This window comes from Endobacterium cereale (assembly GCF_009617585.1).
In the GTDB taxonomy this organism is placed as follows: domain Bacteria; phylum Pseudomonadota; class Alphaproteobacteria; order Rhizobiales; family Rhizobiaceae; genus Neorhizobium; species Neorhizobium cereale.
This window is the reverse complement of sequence record NZ_WIXI01000036.1, coordinates 42,640-58,573: the sequence shown is the minus strand read 5'-3', so window position 1 is coordinate 58,573 and position 15,934 is coordinate 42,640. Positions and strand designations below refer to the sequence as shown.

13 protein-coding genes and 1 tRNA gene are annotated in these 15,934 nt (G+C 59.1%); 9 read left to right on the top strand and 5 right to left on the bottom strand.

Going from position 1 to position 15,934, the window contains the following annotated elements; translation table 11 throughout:
• Nucleotides 1-138: 138 nt before the first annotated feature.
• Nucleotides 139-1,251 (bottom strand): pyridoxal phosphate-dependent aminotransferase, encoded by a 1,113-nt coding sequence (locus tag GAO09_RS06410; RefSeq protein ID WP_153353246.1) that lies wholly within the window; start codon nucleotides 1,249-1,251, stop codon nucleotides 139-141.
• Nucleotides 1,252-1,359: 108 nt separating this feature from the next.
• Complete coding sequence (locus GAO09_RS06405; RefSeq protein ID WP_153353210.1) at nucleotides 1,360-1,710, bottom strand: hypothetical protein; 351 nt, start codon at nucleotides 1,708-1,710, stop codon at nucleotides 1,360-1,362.
• A gap of 226 nt (nucleotides 1,711-1,936) precedes the next feature.
• Here GAO09_RS06405 and GAO09_RS06400 point away from each other — a divergent pair, with 226 nt between their 5' ends.
• The 4 genes from GAO09_RS06400 (at nucleotide 1,937) to GAO09_RS06385 (ending at nucleotide 6,398) form a co-directional block, all read left to right on the top strand.
• Nucleotides 1,937-3,157 carry an NAD(P)/FAD-dependent oxidoreductase gene (locus GAO09_RS06400; RefSeq protein ID WP_324185233.1) on the top strand — a complete coding sequence of 407 codons (1,221 nt, stop codon included), beginning with the start codon at nucleotides 1,937-1,939 and terminating at the stop codon, nucleotides 3,155-3,157.
• A 105-nt stretch (nucleotides 3,158-3,262) separates the two neighbouring features.
• A tRNA-Ser gene (locus GAO09_RS06395) sits at nucleotides 3,263-3,352 on the top strand.
• Between the two features lie 579 nt (nucleotides 3,353-3,931).
• Complete coding sequence (locus GAO09_RS06390; RefSeq protein ID WP_153353209.1) at nucleotides 3,932-4,999, top strand: porin; 1,068 nt, start codon at nucleotides 3,932-3,934, stop codon at nucleotides 4,997-4,999.
• A 274-nt stretch (nucleotides 5,000-5,273) separates the two neighbouring features.
• The gene (locus GAO09_RS06385) at nucleotides 5,274-6,398 is read left to right on the top strand and encodes a porin (RefSeq protein WP_153353208.1); all 1,125 of its coding nucleotides are present in this window, start codon (nucleotides 5,274-5,276) and stop codon (nucleotides 6,396-6,398) included.
• 138 nt (nucleotides 6,399-6,536) lie between these two features.
• Here GAO09_RS06385 and GAO09_RS06380 read toward each other — a convergent pair whose 3' ends face one another.
• On the bottom strand, nucleotides 6,537-8,648 hold the full coding sequence (locus GAO09_RS06380) for a lytic transglycosylase domain-containing protein (RefSeq protein ID WP_153353207.1): 2,112 nt from the start codon (nucleotides 8,646-8,648) through the stop codon (nucleotides 6,537-6,539).
• A 327-nt stretch (nucleotides 8,649-8,975) separates the two neighbouring features.
• On the opposite strand from GAO09_RS06380, the gene dapA reads away from it, so the two are divergent.
• From dapA to GAO09_RS06365, 3 genes are all read left to right on the top strand, one after another.
• A complete protein-coding gene (dapA, locus tag GAO09_RS06375) occupies nucleotides 8,976-9,860 on the top strand; it encodes a 4-hydroxy-tetrahydrodipicolinate synthase (RefSeq protein WP_153353206.1) in 885 nt (294 codons plus the stop codon).
• Between the two features lie 131 nt (nucleotides 9,861-9,991).
• Entirely contained in the window at nucleotides 9,992-10,468 is a 477-nt protein-coding gene (gene smpB / locus GAO09_RS06370) for an SsrA-binding protein SmpB (protein ID WP_153353205.1), read from the top strand.
• A gap of 109 nt (nucleotides 10,469-10,577) precedes the next feature.
• Nucleotides 10,578-10,946, top strand: coding sequence for a hypothetical protein (locus GAO09_RS06365; protein WP_153353204.1), 369 nt, complete (start codon nucleotides 10,578-10,580; stop codon nucleotides 10,944-10,946).
• Between the two features lie 18 nt (nucleotides 10,947-10,964).
• Here the strand turns inward: GAO09_RS06365 and GAO09_RS06360 are convergent, their stop codons facing one another.
• Both GAO09_RS06360 and GAO09_RS06355 read right to left on the bottom strand, forming a co-directional pair.
• Nucleotides 10,965-12,023 (bottom strand): bifunctional transcriptional activator/DNA repair enzyme AdaA, encoded by a 1,059-nt coding sequence (locus GAO09_RS06360; RefSeq protein ID WP_153353203.1) that lies wholly within the window; start codon nucleotides 12,021-12,023, stop codon nucleotides 10,965-10,967.
• Between the two features lie 75 nt (nucleotides 12,024-12,098).
• On the bottom strand, nucleotides 12,099-12,674 hold the full coding sequence (locus tag GAO09_RS06355; RefSeq protein ID WP_153353202.1) for a LabA-like NYN domain-containing protein: 576 nt from the start codon (nucleotides 12,672-12,674) through the stop codon (nucleotides 12,099-12,101).
• A 285-nt stretch (nucleotides 12,675-12,959) separates the two neighbouring features.
• Here GAO09_RS06355 and rpoZ point away from each other — a divergent pair, with 285 nt between their 5' ends.
• Both rpoZ and GAO09_RS06345 read left to right on the top strand, forming a co-directional pair.
• Nucleotides 12,960-13,358: a DNA-directed RNA polymerase subunit omega gene (rpoZ, locus tag GAO09_RS06350; protein WP_153353201.1), complete on the top strand. Its 399-nt coding sequence runs from the start codon at nucleotides 12,960-12,962 to the stop codon at nucleotides 13,356-13,358.
• 154 nt (nucleotides 13,359-13,512) lie between these two features.
• Nucleotides 13,513-15,753 (top strand): RelA/SpoT family protein, encoded by a 2,241-nt coding sequence (locus GAO09_RS06345; protein ID WP_153353200.1) that lies wholly within the window; start codon nucleotides 13,513-13,515, stop codon nucleotides 15,751-15,753.
• Nucleotides 15,754-15,934: the final 181 nt, after the last annotated feature.

The following is a 15,934-nucleotide window of genomic DNA, read 5'->3' as shown; positions in this document are numbered from 1 at the left end:
AGCACGGCATTTCACGATCAATAGTAGAGAATAACAAACTTCGACGTCGGTAAACGGCCGCAAAGAGCCGGATTGACGTCATGCATTCGAGACCGTGACCGGCAGGAACAAGGCCGGCACGGTCTTTCTGTTTTCGGATTACTTCAGCGCCTTCAGGACTTGCGGCAATGCTTCCTCCAGCAATGCCATGTCTTTTTCCGTGCCGGCACTGATGCGGATGCAGCGGTTGAGCGGCGCGACACCCGGCATGCGGATGAATACACCGTGTTCCATCAGTCCATCGACAATGGAGCGCGCGTAAACACCATCTCGGCCGCAATCGACGGCGACGAAATTGGTGGCGGAAGCGAGCGGTAACAAACCATTGTCGCGAGCGATTTTTGCGATGCGATCACGCGAGGCGGAAATATCGCCGATCACCTTGGTCAAATAAGCTTGGTCCTTGAGGGCCGCCAAGGCGGCTGCCGTGCTGATACGCGCCATGCCAAAGTGGTTGCGGATTTTGTCGAAGGCCTGGGCGGTGCCGGGCGTCGAAATGGCATAACCGATCCGCGCCCCAGCCAGACCGTAAGCCTTGGAAAACGTGCGGGTGCGCAAAATGTTGGGCATGTCGATGAGGGCGGCCATTGCGGGCGTGGCGTCTGCCGGGCCCGTTTCGCAATAGGCTTCGTCGAGAATCATCAGGCATGTTTCTGGAAGCGCCTTGGCGAAGGCGACGATATCGTCTGCCGTGTGCCAGCTGCCCATCGGATTGTCTGGATTGGCGAAATAGACCAGCGGCGCGTTTTCGCGACGCACGAGGTCCAGTAGCCCATTCAGATCTTCACGATCATCTATATAAGGTGTCGTCACCAGTCGTCCGCCAAAACCGGCGACATGGAAATTGAAGGTCGGATAGGCGCCAAACGATGTGACGACCGGAAAACCGGGCTCTATCACCATGCGCACGATCAGGCCCAAAAGGTCGTCGATGCCTTCGCCGATGGCAATATTTTCTGCGCGGATACCGAGATGTGCGGCAAGCGCTGCCTTCAGCTCGAAATTTTCCGGGTCATTGTATTTCCAGGTGTCGGTTGCGGCCTCCGCAATCGCCGCGATGACGGCGTGCGAGGGGCCAAAGCCGTTTTCGTTGGCGCCGATCCGCGCCTTCACCATCAGCCCGCGATTGCGCTCGATCGCTTCCGGCCCGACGAAGGGAACGGTGGCGGGCAGGCTTTGGACAAGCGGCGTGAAGCGGGAGAAGGACGACAGGTCAGGCATATGCAAATTCCGGTTGGGCAAAAACCGGCACACAATAGGTCCAATTCGGCCATGCGCAAGCGCATTTGCCCGTCTGGCCGCCCTGTCAGGCAAAGACCATCACCAATGATCTGCGTCGAAACCCAGACGAATGACGTGATGCAGAAATTCCGGGTCGATCAGCATGTTGAAGCCGATCGTCAGCTTCTCCTCCTCGCGGCGGATCAGCGTGCAGCCGATCTCGTCACGGATACCGAGGATTTCCAGAAAGAAATGACTGGGCACGGCCAAATAGGGACTGACGTCCAGCTCGGCGCCATAGATCGACATTTTGCGGATCAGGCAGCGCAGGTTCTGTTTGGTCGAGAGATGATGTTCGACAAAAATGATCTTGGCCGGTCGGTCGACCTCGAACTGTTCGTAAATCTTGTCACGCGGAATATTGGTCATATCGGGCGCAATCATCGGCATCAGACCCTCCCTGGGTCCTTGTCTGTAATCCAGTCTACGGCGTTTCCGCTGACGCATATTGAAACGCATCGGTAAAATTTGAATGAGCGGTGCTGATCCCGTTCAGATGCACGCCACGGTGCCGAAGTGTCGACGACAGCGCTCCTATGTTGACGGCTTCGCGGCACGGCTTTACCCCTGTCTCGCGCCCGCATCCGGCGGGCTCCTATTATAAAGAGGGCATGACGTGACTGCAGGCAGGCTGGTAATCGTCGGGGCAGGGCAGGCGGGACTGGCGCTTGCCGCCAAGCTGAGAGCGCTGAAGGATGAGCGGCCGATCACCATGCTCGGCGCCGAGGACGTTGCGCCCTACCAGCGGCCGCCGCTCTCTAAAAAGTATCTGTCTGGCGAAATGGAATTCGACCGCCTGCTTTTGCGCGTGCCGGAATGGTTTGCCGAAAACCAGATCGACCTGCGACTGTCCGCCTTCGTGGAGGAGATCGATCGCCAGAGGAAAGAAGTAAAACTGCAGGACGGCTCGACCGTCACCTACGAAACACTGGTGCTTGCCACCGGCGCCACGCCGCGGACCTTGCCGGCGGAAATCGGCGGCGATCTCGACGGCGTTTACGTGATGCGCGCCAAGCGCGACGCCGATCGTCTGGAAGCCGAAATGAAGGAAGGTCGTCGCCTGCTGGTGATCGGCGGCGGTTATATCGGGCTGGAAGCGGCGGCGGTCGCGAAAAAATTCGGGCTTGAGGTGACGCTGATCGAAATGGCCGACCGTATCCTCAAGCGGGTCGCCTCTGCCGAGACGGCTGCCATCATGCGTGACATACATAAGGAGCATGGTGTCGCCATTCTGGAAAACACCGGTCTGAAGCGACTGATCGGCAAGGAAGGTCGCGTGGCGGCAGCCGAGCTGTCCGATGGCACCGTTATCGAGGTGGATGCCGTCATCGTCGGTATCGGCGTTGCGGCCAATGATCAGCTGGCCAGCGACTGCGGGCTCGACGTCGGCAATGGAATCATCGTCAATGAATTCGCCCGAACCTCCGACAGTTCGATTTTTGCGGTCGGTGACTGCACAAGTCTGCCATGGCGCGGCGAACGGGTGCGGCTCGAATCGGTGCAGAACGCCATCGACCAGGCCGAGGCCGCTGCCGTGGTGATGACGGGGGAAGATATCGCCTATGATGCCAAACCGTGGTTCTGGTCGGACCAGTATGATGTGAAACTGCAAATAGCGGGCTTCAATCTCGGTTTCGACGAGACCGTCGTGCGCGAAGGCGCGCGTCCGGGCAGCGTTTCCGTTTGGTATTTCAAAGATGGGCGCTTTGTGGCGGTCGACGCTATCAATGACGCAAAAGCCTATGCCACCGGCAAGCGGCTGCTTGATCAGGGCAAGCAGCCGAATCGCGACGTGCTGGCAGACACGGCGGCCGATCTGAAGCTTCTGCTCGGCTGACCTTTAATAGGGGCGTGGAAAACCGCCCCTAATATAAGGAAATATGGCCGAAGGCGTGAAAAGACCTTGCAATCACGATTCTTCCCGAATAATCACCACCTCACCGGAGAGGTGGCCGAGTGGTCGAAGGCGCTCCCCTGCTAAGGGAGTATACCCGAGAGGGTATCGTGGGTTCGAATCCCATCCTCTCCGCCATCAAACGAATTTTCCCTGACATGGATATGTTGAACGTGCGCCAGCGCCGGTCGAGCCATGTGCTTGCAGCGGCGCATTTCCGATTCCTGGTTTCGGGCCTGCTTGTTCACCGGCGGACTACCCGGGCAACCGATTCCGATTCTCGCATCGATTCTGCCGGCTGGGCCAAATGGTGGGTTGTTGCCAGCCGACTCTGAAATTGCAGGATGCAGACTTTCTGGAATCACCTTTGAAAATCCCTGGGTCGGCTGCGAATCCGCGCTTCTCCACAGGCCGACAGGACAGTCTTTCGGCGGCTAAGTGCCTGCGTCTCAAGGCAATTGTTAAGGATTTGTAAAAATTGAACGATCCTCAACGGCCGTTTTGTGGCCTTTCCGCAACAGCGGGATTGGAAGCGGGCATGGCGAACCGCAATTCTCCCAGTTCAAGATTGCGTGCGCGGCGCGGTCTTGTATTTTCACTCTCGGAAGCGCGGCGGTGGATCGCACGTTTTCGAATACCGATGGGGATGGGGCAGGGAATGCTGTCCTTCAGCTATAAGAACCCAGACCCTTATGTAACTTTGACTGGAGGTCAAACATGAACATCAAGAGCCTTCTTCTCGGCTCCGCAGCAGCTCTCGCTGCTGTATCTGGCGCACAGGCTGCCGACGCTATCGTTGCTGCTGAACCTGAGCCCATGGAATACGTCCGCGTTTGCGACGCTTTCGGCACCGGCTACTTCTACATCCCGGGCACCGAAACCTGCCTCAAGATCGGTGGTTACGTTCGTGTACAGGTTGACGGTCGTTCGGACTTCGACCTGACCGGTCAGCAGGGCGGTTACCGCACCAACACCCGCGCTCAGCTCCAGTTCGACGCCAAGTCTGACACGGAACTCGGCACGCTCGCTTCCAAGATCACGCTGCGCGCCAACACGAACAGCGACTCGGACTTCTACCTCGAAGAAACCTACCTCGAAATCGGTGGTCTCCGCGTTGGTCAGTTCTACAACTACTTCGATAACGGCCTTCCGGGCGAAACCGTTCTTTCGGACGGCGGCCCGTTCGGTAGCGGCTACATCGCTGGCGACACGCTGAACAACTCCATCCGTTACACCTTCGATGGCGGCGCTTTCCAGGCCTACATCCAGGCTGACGCTTTCAACTCGGAAGCTGGCTGGAAGTTCGACAACGGTATCGTTGACACGCAGGACGAAGTTGGCGTTAACGCCATGATCGCTGGCAAGTTCGGCGGCGTATCGATCGACCTGTTCGGCGCCTACGACTTCGATTGGGAAGACGGCGTTATCGCTTCGACCCTGTCGGCTGAAATCGGCCCGGGCAAGCTCGGCGTCTTCGGCGTATACTCGACCGGCCCGTCCGCTTACTGGGACTTCTCCGAGTGGAGCATCGGTGCAGAATACGCAATCGCTGTAACCGACAAGTTCTCGATCACCCCGGGCGCTCAGTACTGGGATAACGTTACCCGTAACTACGGCACCGGCGACTACGTTGGTGGTGACGCTTGGCGCGTTGGCGTAACTGCCGACTACAAGATCACCCAGGGCCTGACTGCTAAGGCAACTGTTAACTACACCGACGTAGACAACGGCGTAGAATCTGCTGACCGTTGGGACGGCTTCTTCCGTCTGCAGCGTTCGTTCTAATCTGACCTTTCAGGTTTGATCGGGAAGCCCGGCCTTTGGCCGGGCTTTTCTGTTTTGGGCCTTCGTCGGCTTTGGTTTCGATTCGACCGAAGATGAAAAATCCGGCAGGGTGTGGAAAGACTGTGTGCACTGCAATAAGTTGTGACATAAAAGTGACGCAGGTGTCGCAACTATGTGGCGAGGCGCATTAGCAGTGCCGGATTTGCTTGAAAGCAAGTTATGCACATGTACGTTGGACCCCGTAAGAATGACTCGCCAAATCGGGGAATGACCAATGAACATCAAAAGCCTTCTTCTCGGCTCCGCAGCTGCGCTGGCAGCCGTTTCCGGCGCCCAGGCGGCCGACGCTATCGTCGCTGCCGAACCGGAACCCATGGAATACGTACGCGTCTGCGACGCGTTCGGCACCGGCTATTTCTACATCCCGGGCACCGAAACCTGCCTCAAGATCGGCGGTTATGTTCGCGTCCAGGTCGACGGCCGTAGCGATTTCGATTTCGACGGCCCCGCAGGCGGTCGCTTTCAGGAAGGCGGCTACCGCACCAATACCCGTGGTTACCTGACCATCGCCGCCAAGTCCGACACGGAACTCGGCACGCTCGGTTCGTCGATCAGCCTTGAAGCCGACACCAACGGCGGCAGCCAGGATTTCTTCGTGGATGAAGCCATCATCCAGCTCGGCGGCCTGCAGGTCGGTTACTTCTACGGCTACTTCGATAACGGCCTTCCGGGCGAAACTGTTCTGTCTGACGGTGGTCCGCTCGGCAGCGATTTCGGTTATATCGGTGGCGACACTCTGAACAACTCTATCCGTTACACGTTCGACGGCGGCTCTTTCCAGGCCTACATCCAGGCTGACGCTTTCGACTCGCAGGACGGCTGGAAGACCGGTGGTTTTGTTAACGGCGCTGGGGATTTCGTTCCTGGCAATGAAGACGAACTTGGCGTCAACGCCATGATCGCTGGCAAGTTCGGTGGCGTTGCTATCGATCTGTTCGGTGCTTACGACTTCGACTTCGACGATGGCGTCATCGCTTCGACACTCGCTGCCGAAATCGGCCCAGGTACCCTCGGCGTCTTCGGCGTCTACTCCTTCGGCCCGTCGCGTTACTGGGACTTCTCCGAATGGAGCATTGGTGCTGAATACGCTATCAAGGTTTCCGACAAGCTCGCTATCACGCCCGGTGCTCAGTACTGGTCTAATATCCTGCCGGTTTACGGCGATAGCGATTATGATGGCGGCGATGCATGGCGCGTTGGCGTAACGGCCGACTACGAAATCACCACCAACCTGAAGGCTAAGGCCACCGTCAACTACACCAGCGTAGACGTTGATCTTGCTGGCGTTGGCGATGGCGATCGTTGGGACGGCTTCCTGCGTCTGCAGCGTTCGTTCTAATCGGATCTCGCAAGAGACAAAGAAGCCCGCGGATCATCTCCGCGGGCTTTTTCGTTGTGGATGCTGAATGTGCGAGGCCTTGATGTCGGATGGCTGTGGGCAACAAACGATGAAACAGCACATGTCGTCGTTTTCGGCTTATCGCCGCCCGAACCTCAGATCATCCTCGATATCAGCCGTCTGGCCGAGACGTGTCTTGTAGACCTGGTAATTCTCCATCACCCGCTGCACGTAATTGCGGGTTTCGGGGAAGGGGATGCGCTCGATCCAGTCGATCACCTCATCCAGCGATTTGCCGCGCGGATCGCCATAGCGGGCGACCCAATCCGGCACGCGGCGCGGACCGGCATTATAGGCGATGAAGGTGAGGATGTAGGAGCCACCAAAACTGTCGATCTGCTCGCCGAGATAATGGGCACCAAGCGTGGCGTTATAACCGGCGTCGGTTGTGAGTTTGGCGGCCGTGTAGGTAATGCCGTGACGACCGGCGACGCCTTTGGCGGTGCCCGGAAGAATTTGCAGCAGGCCGCGCGCATCGGCCGGTGAAATGGCGGCCGGGTTGAAGGCGCTTTCCTGGCGGGCGATGGCATAAGCCAGCGCCTTGCCGGAGCCGGCAATATTCGCGGAGGAGGGGATGACGCCGGTCGGGTAAGCAAGTGCCGCCACCTCGATGCCGCGCGCAAAGGCGGATTTACCGATCTGCAAAGACAGCGCATGGTCGCCGTTCTTTTCTGCGCGTGCGGTCAGAATGGCGAGTTCGCCGGGGCTGGTGATCTCGTCGGCCAGTGCGCGGTATAGTGCGTTTGCACGCGAATCATGGCCGGCCGCATCCAGCCGGTCGATGGCGCGCACCACTTCGCGGTTCTCGAAATTGCGTCGGTCGCTATCGCTTGGTGCGGGATAGGAAACGTTCAGTACCTTCGTGCCGAGTTTGGCTGCTGCCAACTGGCCGTAGAATGTGCCGGAATATTGTGCGGCCTGCCGGTAAAAATCAGCTGCCTTGCCGGGGCCGCCGGCTTCGGCGGAGCGGCCGAGCCAGTAGAGCGCGCGCGACGCCGAAAGCGGTCGCGTCGAGGTATTCAGGATTGCGCGAAAATGTTTTTCAGCGTCTGTCGGGTTCTTGAGCGCGCGCAGCGCATACCAGCCGGCATGAAATTCCGCGTCGACGATATCCGTGGCGGCAGTCGCCATGTGGTGGGAGGCGACACGATAGGCCTCGGCAAAGTCACCCTTGTCGGCCAGGCCGCGTGCGATGATGCGGCGCTCGTTCCACCATTCGCCGCCATTGACGAGCCGGGTGGCATCCCGCGGTGCCTTGTCGAGCAGGCTGGCTGCCTCGCGGTAACGGTCCTGATGGCGCAGGTTCTCGATCGTGGAAAACAGATAGGCCGGGTCCTTGCTCCAGTTGGCGGATGCCGCCTGCAGAAGTTGATCGGCATTTTTGCTCTTCGTGGCAACGGCGGCCCATGCCTTGTAGAGCGACTGCGCGCGGCCGAGATCGGCGAACCGCTCGGCCTGCGCCGTGCGTCCGCGATACATCAGGTAATCCATGCGAGCCTTATGGTCGGCAGTGGAGAGAAGGCCGGAAAATTCCTTGAGGATCTTGTCCTCGGTGCCCTTGTCCAGCGCCTCACCGGTCCAGATCGTGCGCAGCACGGTGGCGGCGCGTTTGCTGTCTCCGGAGGTGACCAGAGCGCGGGCGAGGACCATCGCGCCTTCCGGCGTTTCGGCCGCACTGTTGCCGAAGGCGGCAAGCACGGAAGCCGGGGCCGGATTTTCGCGGTAAAGCGCGCGCTCCGAGTTGGCACGCAGGCGGGTGAGCCCCGGCCAGCCGCGCAATTCGCGCTGTGCATTTGCAATCTCGAAAGAGGGCACACCGTTGAGGCCGGACGTTGCGATTGCCCAGGTGAGGATCTGGCGGTCGAGCGAGCCGGCGGGCAGGCTGTTGCGGGTCGCAATCGCGGTGCCGGCATCACGCGCGGAAAGCGCATCAAGCCCGGTTTTCAGCTGGCTGACCATACCGAGGCGACCGCCGCGCTGCGGCAGCGAAGGTGAGGGGATAGAACCGGTAATGTCGGGAGAAGACATCGGTGGCCGGGCGGGCGCATTCGGCCGGGGTGCATCCGGTTTGACGAAAGGCAGCGGGACCGGACCTTCCGGCAACGACGCAGCAATGCTCATGCGCAGGTCGAAAAGGCCTGCGGTCAATCCGAGGCCAAGGCCTGCAAGGATCAGAACATTTTTTCTCATTCACCGTCCACGAACTTTGTGCCTGAAACCTTTGGAACCGCCCCGTCCTGCAGCTTCGGCAATCCTCATTCTCTTGCGGGATCACACGCCATCGACATGATCCTTTATACCATCGATTAGCGACCAGGCCGATTAACGATTCCTTACCGTATTCAAGCAAATGCGTGCTTTTCCGTGACCGGATCGTCACGAAAGCGTCATGGCTGCGCTTGTCGGCGGATCGACAGCAATCTATGGTGCCCGCCGAATAGGATTTTGCCTATAAAATTGGATTAGGGCCGAAGCATGAATCTTCAAAGATTCTGGGCCGCCGAGGAGAGTTTTTGCATGTTCAAGGGATCGATGCCCGCTCTTGTTACCCCGTTCACGGCGGAGGGCGCGGTCGACGAGCAGGCCTTTGCGGACCATGTGGACTGGCAGATCACCGAAGGCAGCTCCGGTCTTGTACCGGTCGGCACCACGGGCGAATCGCCAACCCTGTCGCATGCCGAGCATAACCGCGTTGTCGAGCTCTGTATCGAAGCGGCCGCCGGTCGCGTGCCGGTGATTGCCGGCGCCGGTTCCAACAACACGCGCGAATCGATCGAGCTTGCCGTCCATGCTGAAAAAGCTGGTGCCGACGCCATCCTCGTGGTTACGCCCTATTATAACAAGCCTACCCAGAAGGGCCTGTTTGCGCATTTTTCCGCCGTCGCCGAAGCGACCAAACTGCCGATCATCATCTACAACATTCCGCCGCGCTCGGTCATCGACATGAGCCCGGAAACGATGGGCGCGCTGGTCAAGGCACACAAGAACATCATCGGCGTCAAGGATGCGACGGGCAAGATCGAACGCGTTTCCGAGCAGCGCATCACTTGCGGCAAGGATTTTATCCAGCTGTCAGGTGAGGATGCGACGGCGCTCGGCTTCAACGCCCATGGCGGTGTAGGCTGCATTTCGGTTGTGGCCAACGTTGCGCCGCGCCTTTCTGCCGAGTTCCAGGCAGCCACCGCCGCCGGCGATTTCAGGGCGGCGCTGGATTATCAGGATCGCCTGATGCCGCTGCACAAGGCAATCTTCATGGAACCGGGCCTGTGTGGCGCCAAATATGCGCTAAACCGCACGCGCGGGATGAACCGCACCGTGCGTTCGCCACTGATGTCGACGCTGGAGCCGGCAACCGAAGCGGCGATCGATGCGGCGCTGCGCCATGCCGGCCTGTTGAACTGAGGCATTACGAGGCATCGTCGTAAGGCGGTGCTTCACTTTCGGCACTGCACGCACTAGATATGACTGACAGAACCCCGGTCCTCGCCAAGGCCGGGGACACTTGTTTCAGATGGCGAGACGGAAGACATCCCATGGCCCCCAGAGGCAGCCAGCGCACGGTCAACAAGATAGTCGCGGAAAATCGCAAGGCCCGCTTCAATTACGAGATCCTCGACACCTACGAGGCAGGCATCGTGCTGACCGGCACCGAGGTGAAATCACTGCGCGAAGGCAAGGCCAATATCGCCGAATCCTATGCATCTGACGAAGGTAACGAGATCTGGCTGATCAACAGCCATCTGCCGGAATATCTGCAGGCCAACCGCTTCAACCACGAACCGCGCCGCCGCCGCAAACTGCTCTTGTCGAAGCGCGAGATCAGCCGCATGCGTGTCGGTATCAACCGCGAAGGCATGACGCTGGTACCGTTGAAGATTTATTTCAACGAAAAGGGCCGGGCCAAGCTGGAACTGGCGCTCGCCAAGGGCAAGAAGCTGCATGACAAGCGCGAGACCGAGAAGGAACGCGACTGGAACAGGCAGAAATCGCGGTTGCTGAAGACGGGGTGATCTTAGCCCACCCTTCCGTTTCGCCGGATTTGGAGACGTCGTGTTCCTGCCTGAGTTTCGCCGATTGAACGCAGGCTGGAATGCCGAGCCAAATTCGCCGGATCCGAGCGTGACGGTGACGGAGGCAATTACTCGCCTGTCTTTCGTGTTGAATTCCCAAATCTATGACTTCGCTGAAGACAAAAAGGGCGCGCTCATCTTTGCCCGGTGCACGCGCTGGCGCCTTGGAGCCACCAATGATGAGGGCTGGTACCGTGGGCAGTGCCGTTACAGCCGATCCGCTCCGATATGGGGCGAGTTTTATGAATTGGCCGGCGAGGATGATGTCAGGCTGCAGCCTGATGACTGGCATGTCCTGTCATCAGAGACGGGAGAAGATCGTCATTTTCTCTTTTATCTGAGAGACGAGACCTTCGAGTGTTTCGCCTCCGATTGGACGTTCGAGCGGGAAGACAGCAGCGCCGAGGCGACATCATAGGCCAGCACTTCCGAGGCCTTATGTCTTCGCCACCATTCGCCGTTCATGCTCCAGCAGCCAGCGTTTGCGCCACAAACCTCCACCATACCCGGTCAAACTACCGTCCGATGCGATCACCCTGTGGCAAGGGATCACGATGGCGATCTGGTTGGCGCCGTTGGCACCGGCAACCGCACGGGTGGAGGACGGCAGGTTCATGTTGGCCGCCAGCGCGCCATAGGAACGGATTTCTCCCGACGGAATTTTTCGGAGAGCATCCCAGACCTGGCGCTGAAAGGGTGTGCCGTGACCGGCGATGCGGGTGGAAAAGCTCGTGTCCTCGCCGGCGAAATAGGCTTTCAGTTCAGATTCCATCTGGTCGATCGGCGCATGGCGGCCCATGACGATGCTGCTGCCGGTCGCGGCCTGCAGGCGGCGAATTTCAGCTGGCAATGCCTTGCGTTCAGCGAATTCGAGAATGTGTAGCGCATGGCTGTCGGCAATGGCGATCATCGGGCCGATCGGCGTTTCGATCCAGTCGGCGCGTAACAGATTTTTGCCGCGCAGTTTTGCCGGGGCCTCGCCGAACATTTTGGTGACGGCACTGCGAAAGCCGCTGCCGGATTCAAAGCCGGCATCGAGCTGCGCGTCGATCACGCTCGCGCCCTCATTCAGCACGTCGGCTGCCTTGCCCATGCGCCGCAGCCGCGCCATTTCCAGAAAACTCAGGCCAAACCGGCGCTTGAAAGCCCGCCGTGCCGTGGATGGATCGATGCCGGCGGCAATCACGTCGTCCTCGCTCCAACGCCGGAATGGATCGGCGTCGAGTGCTTCCACCAGTTTCGTCACCACGGGGTCGGTCTCGCCGAATTTCACCAGTGGCCGGCAACGGCTGCAGGGGCGAAAACCCGCCTCCATACATTCGGCGATGGTGCCGTAAAATGTGGTGTTCTCGCGTTTCGGTTTGCGGGCAGGGCAGGTGAGGCGGCAGAAGACGCCGGTTGTTTTCACCGCTGCCCAGGCAAAGCCTTCGTAGGCGGCGTCGCGGGAGATCAGCGCGTCGTAAAGAATGTCGTCGGTGGGGCGTTCGAAAAGCATGGTGTTTTCTAACCCGAAACAAAAATAGGCGCCGCCGAAAAACGGGCGCCTATTTTATTGTTTATGCCGTCCTCATCAGAGTTCGGCGGGTTCCACCGGTTCGACCGGACGCTGCGGCCGTTCGGACGGATCGCGTCCGATTTCGGCCTTCAGCGACGAAAGGTCGATGAAGTGGTCGGCCTGGCGGCGCAGGTCGTCGGCGATCATCGGCGGCTGGGTCGCCATCGTCGAAACGACGGAAACCTTGCGGCCTTTACGCTGAAGGGCCTCAACGAGCGTCGTGAAATCGCCGTCTCCGGAGAAGATGACCAAGTGGTCAGCGGTCTCCGATTGCTCCATGGCGTCAATTGCCAGCTCTATGTCCATATTGCCCTTCACCTTGCGGCGGCCCATGGAATCAGTGAATTCCTTGGCTGGTTTGGTGATGACCTTGTAGCCGTTGTAGTCGAGCCAATCGATCAACGGCCGGATGGACGAGTATTCCTGATCCTCAATCAGAGCTGTGTAATAATAGGCGCGCAGGAGATAGCCGCGCTTCTGAAAAGCCTTCAGCAGCTTACGATAGTCAATATCGAAGCCGAGGCTTTTGGAAGCCGCGTAAAGATTCGCGCCATCTATAAAAAGCGCAATCTTCTCCCTAGGGTCGAACATTAAACCTCCACTCCCTTAAAAATACGTGGCGGGATCAGCCAACTATCCAGTCTACGCAATTTGTAGCTTGATCCGCAAGAATAAGTGTTACATTACGTAATGGTGATATAAAAGTGATTTATGCTGTGGCGCTCGGGAATCCAAGCACCAATTATGGTCATAAGATAATTGTCGTGAGTTGCGGCCACCACGCGCACCACCCATGTCAACAAAAACTTGAATTTTGCCGCCAATGCCTGTATCGGGCGTGTCAATCCCTGAAAGACCAATCAAGAAGGACAGGCAATGGCCCGCGTCACCGTAGAAGATTGCATCGACAAAGTTGACAACCGCTTCGAGCTCGTCCTGCTCGCCAGCCACCGCGCTCGCCAGATTTCGCAGGGCGCCTCGATCACCATCGATCGCGACAACGACAAGAACCCGGTCGTGGCTCTGCGCGAAATCGCCGACGAAACGCTGTCGCCGGACGACCTGAAGGAAGACCTGATCCACTCGCTGCAGAAGCATGTGGAAGTGGACGAGCCGGAGCCCGATCCGTCGAGCCTCATCGCTGCCAATGCAGCCGGCGATGGCATCGAGGAAGAAGACGCTCCGGAAGCCGTCAACTTCGACCAGATGTCGGAAGAAGAACTGCTGGCCGGTATCGAAGGCCTCGTGCCGCCGGAAAAGAGCGACGACTACTAAGATTGATCGGATCATGGGCAGGAAGCGTTCATCCTCTTGCCCCAATCTGTATGTCTTCTCTTTGATGGCTGCGCCGGTCTTCTGATCGGCGCGCCATTTTTCGTTTCTCCCCCCTTCATCTCACATGGGGGCATTTCGAGGGACCGGTTCCAGAATGATGCGGCAATACGAGCTCGTCGAGCGGGTCCAGCGATACAAGCCCGATGCGAACGAAGCTCTTCTCAACAAGGCCTATGTCTATGCCATGCAGAAGCATGGCCTGCAGAAGCGCGCCAGCGGCGATCCCTATATTTCGCACCCGCTGGAAGTTGCCGCCATTCTCACCGACATGCATCTCGACGAGTCGACCATCGCGGTCGCGCTTTTGCACGATACGATCGAGGATACCACGGCGACCCGCGCCGAGATCGATGAACTGTTCGGCGAAGATATCGGCCGTCTTGTCGAAGGCCTGACCAAGCTCAAGCGGCTCGATCTGGTTTCCAAAAAGGCCAAGCAGGCCGAAAACCTCAGAAAGCTGCTGCTCGCCATTTCAGATGACGTGCGCGTGCTGTTGGTCAAATTGGCTGACCGCCTGCACAACATGCGCACGCTCGATCATATGGCGGCGGACAAGCGTGCCCGCATTTCCGAAGAGACGATGGATATCTATGCGCCGCTCGCCGGCCGCATGGGTATGCAGGACATGCGCGAGGAACTGGAAGACCTGTCCTTCCGCCACATCAACCCGGAAGCCTATGAAACGGTCACCAAGCGGCTGGCCGAACTGTCCGGTCGCAACGAAGGCCTCGTCACCAAGATCGAGGACGAGTTGAGGGAGTTGCTGGTCGCCAGCGGCCTCAAGGATGCGACCGTCAAGGGCCGGCAGAAAAAGCCGTATTCCGTCTTCCGCAAGATGCAGTCCAAGTCGCTGTCCTTCGAGCAGCTTTCGGACGTTTACGGTTTTCGCCTCTTCGTATCGGAGCTGGCCGATTGTTATCGTGCGCTGGGGATCGTCCACACCCGCTGGCGCGTCGTGCCCGGCCGGTTCAAGGATTATATCTCGACGCCGAAGCAGAACGATTACCGCTCGCTGCACACCACCATTGTCGGCCCGTCGCGCCAGCGAATCGAGCTGCAGATCCGCACCCGGCGCATGCATGAGATCGCCGAATTCGGTATTGCAGCGCATGCGCTCTACAAGGATGGCGTCGGCAGCGATGGCGAATTGCTGTCAAAGGAGAGCAATGCCTATTCCTGGCTGCGCCGCACGATCGAGCAACTGGCCGAGGGCGACAACCCGGAAGAGTTTCTCGAGCACACCAAGCTCGAACTGTTTCAGGATCAGGTGTTCTGCTTCACGCCGAAAGGCAAGCTGATCGCACTGCCGCGCGGCGCAACCCCGATCGACTTTGCTTATGCCGTCCATACCGATATCGGCGACACCACGGTCGGCGCCAAGATCAACGGCCGCATCATGCCGCTTGTCACCCGTCTTTCGAACGGCGATGAAGTGGAGGTGATCCGCTCCGGCGTGCAGGTGCCACCGGCCGCCTGGGAAGAAATCGTCGTGACAGGCAAGGCGCGCGCCGCCATTCGCCGCGCCACTCGCATGGCGATCCGCAAGCAGTATTCCGGCCTCGGCCACCGCATTCTGGAGCGCACTTTCGAGCGTGCCGGAAAAACCTTTTCCAAGGATGCGCTCAAGCCGGCGCTATTCCGTCTCGGCCACAAGGATGTCGAGGATGCCGTGGCGGCCGTTGGCCGCGGCGAACTGTCGTCGCTCGATGTCGTACGTGCGGTTTTCCCCGATTACAAGGACGAGCGCACCACGGTAAAGCCGTCTGCCGATCAGGGCTGGTTCAACATGCAGAGCGCACAAGGCATGATGTTCAAGCTGCCTGATGCGCCGCGCACCGCCGAACAGGCGGCGGCTGCCAGCGTGCAGGACGGCACCGGGCCCGGACCTCTGCCGATCCGCGGGCTTTCGGGCAATTTGCCCGTCCAGTTCGCGCCGGCGGGAGCGGTGCCGGGCGATCGCATCGTCGGCATCATGGAAAAGGGCAAGGGGATCACAATCTATCCGATCCAGGCGTCGGCCTTGCAGCGGTTCGACGATCACCCGGAAAGCTGGATCGATGTGCGCTGGGATATCGACGAGGCAAACAAGTCGCGTTTCCTTGCCCGTGTGTTCTTCAACACGATCAACGAACCGGGGACGCTCGCAACCGTCGCGCAGGCGGTGGCCAATCTCGATATCAATATCCGCACCCTGAAAATGGGCAGCAGCCGCGCGGCCGATTTTTCCGAGATCGAGATGGAGGTCGAGGTCTGGGATGTGCGCCAGCTTAATCAGTTGCTGACCCAGGTGAAGGACCTCGACTGCGTCTCGAGCGTTCGACGCATCTACGACTGACATTTCGGCTCTGATTACCGCGTGAGAGTAGGCGGCGAGCTACCGAGGTGCGAGGTGCTCGCTATCGGCCATGTTCCTGAGGTGTGGCAGGAGAAAAGCGAATGTCATGGTTGGAGAAAATATTTGATGTCGTCGTGGCTACCATCGGCTGCTGATTTTTGCGGTTCTCGTCTGCGCCGGT

Coding starts and splice junctions, on each gene's coding strand:
- GAO09_RS06405 (WP_153353210.1), bottom strand. CDS start 1,710: ATGCCGATGATTGCGCCCGATATGACCAATATTCCGCGTGACAAGATT.
- GAO09_RS06390 (WP_153353209.1), top strand. CDS start 3,932: ATGAACATCAAGAGCCTTCTTCTCGGCTCCGCAGCAGCTCTCGCTGCT.
- GAO09_RS06385 (WP_153353208.1), top strand. CDS start 5,274: ATGAACATCAAAAGCCTTCTTCTCGGCTCCGCAGCTGCGCTGGCAGCC.
- GAO09_RS06380 (WP_153353207.1), bottom strand. CDS start 8,648: ATGAGAAAAAATGTTCTGATCCTTGCAGGCCTTGGCCTCGGATTGACC.
- dapA (WP_153353206.1), top strand. CDS start 8,976: ATGTTCAAGGGATCGATGCCCGCTCTTGTTACCCCGTTCACGGCGGAG.
- smpB (WP_153353205.1), top strand. CDS start 9,992: ATGGCCCCCAGAGGCAGCCAGCGCACGGTCAACAAGATAGTCGCGGAA.
- GAO09_RS06360 (WP_153353203.1), bottom strand. CDS start 12,023: ATGCTTTTCGAACGCCCCACCGACGACATTCTTTACGACGCGCTGATC.
- GAO09_RS06355 (WP_153353202.1), bottom strand. CDS start 12,674: ATGTTCGACCCTAGGGAGAAGATTGCGCTTTTTATAGATGGCGCGAAT.
- rpoZ (WP_153353201.1), top strand. CDS start 12,960: ATGGCCCGCGTCACCGTAGAAGATTGCATCGACAAAGTTGACAACCGC.
- GAO09_RS06345 (WP_153353200.1), top strand. CDS start 13,513: ATGATGCGGCAATACGAGCTCGTCGAGCGGGTCCAGCGATACAAGCCC.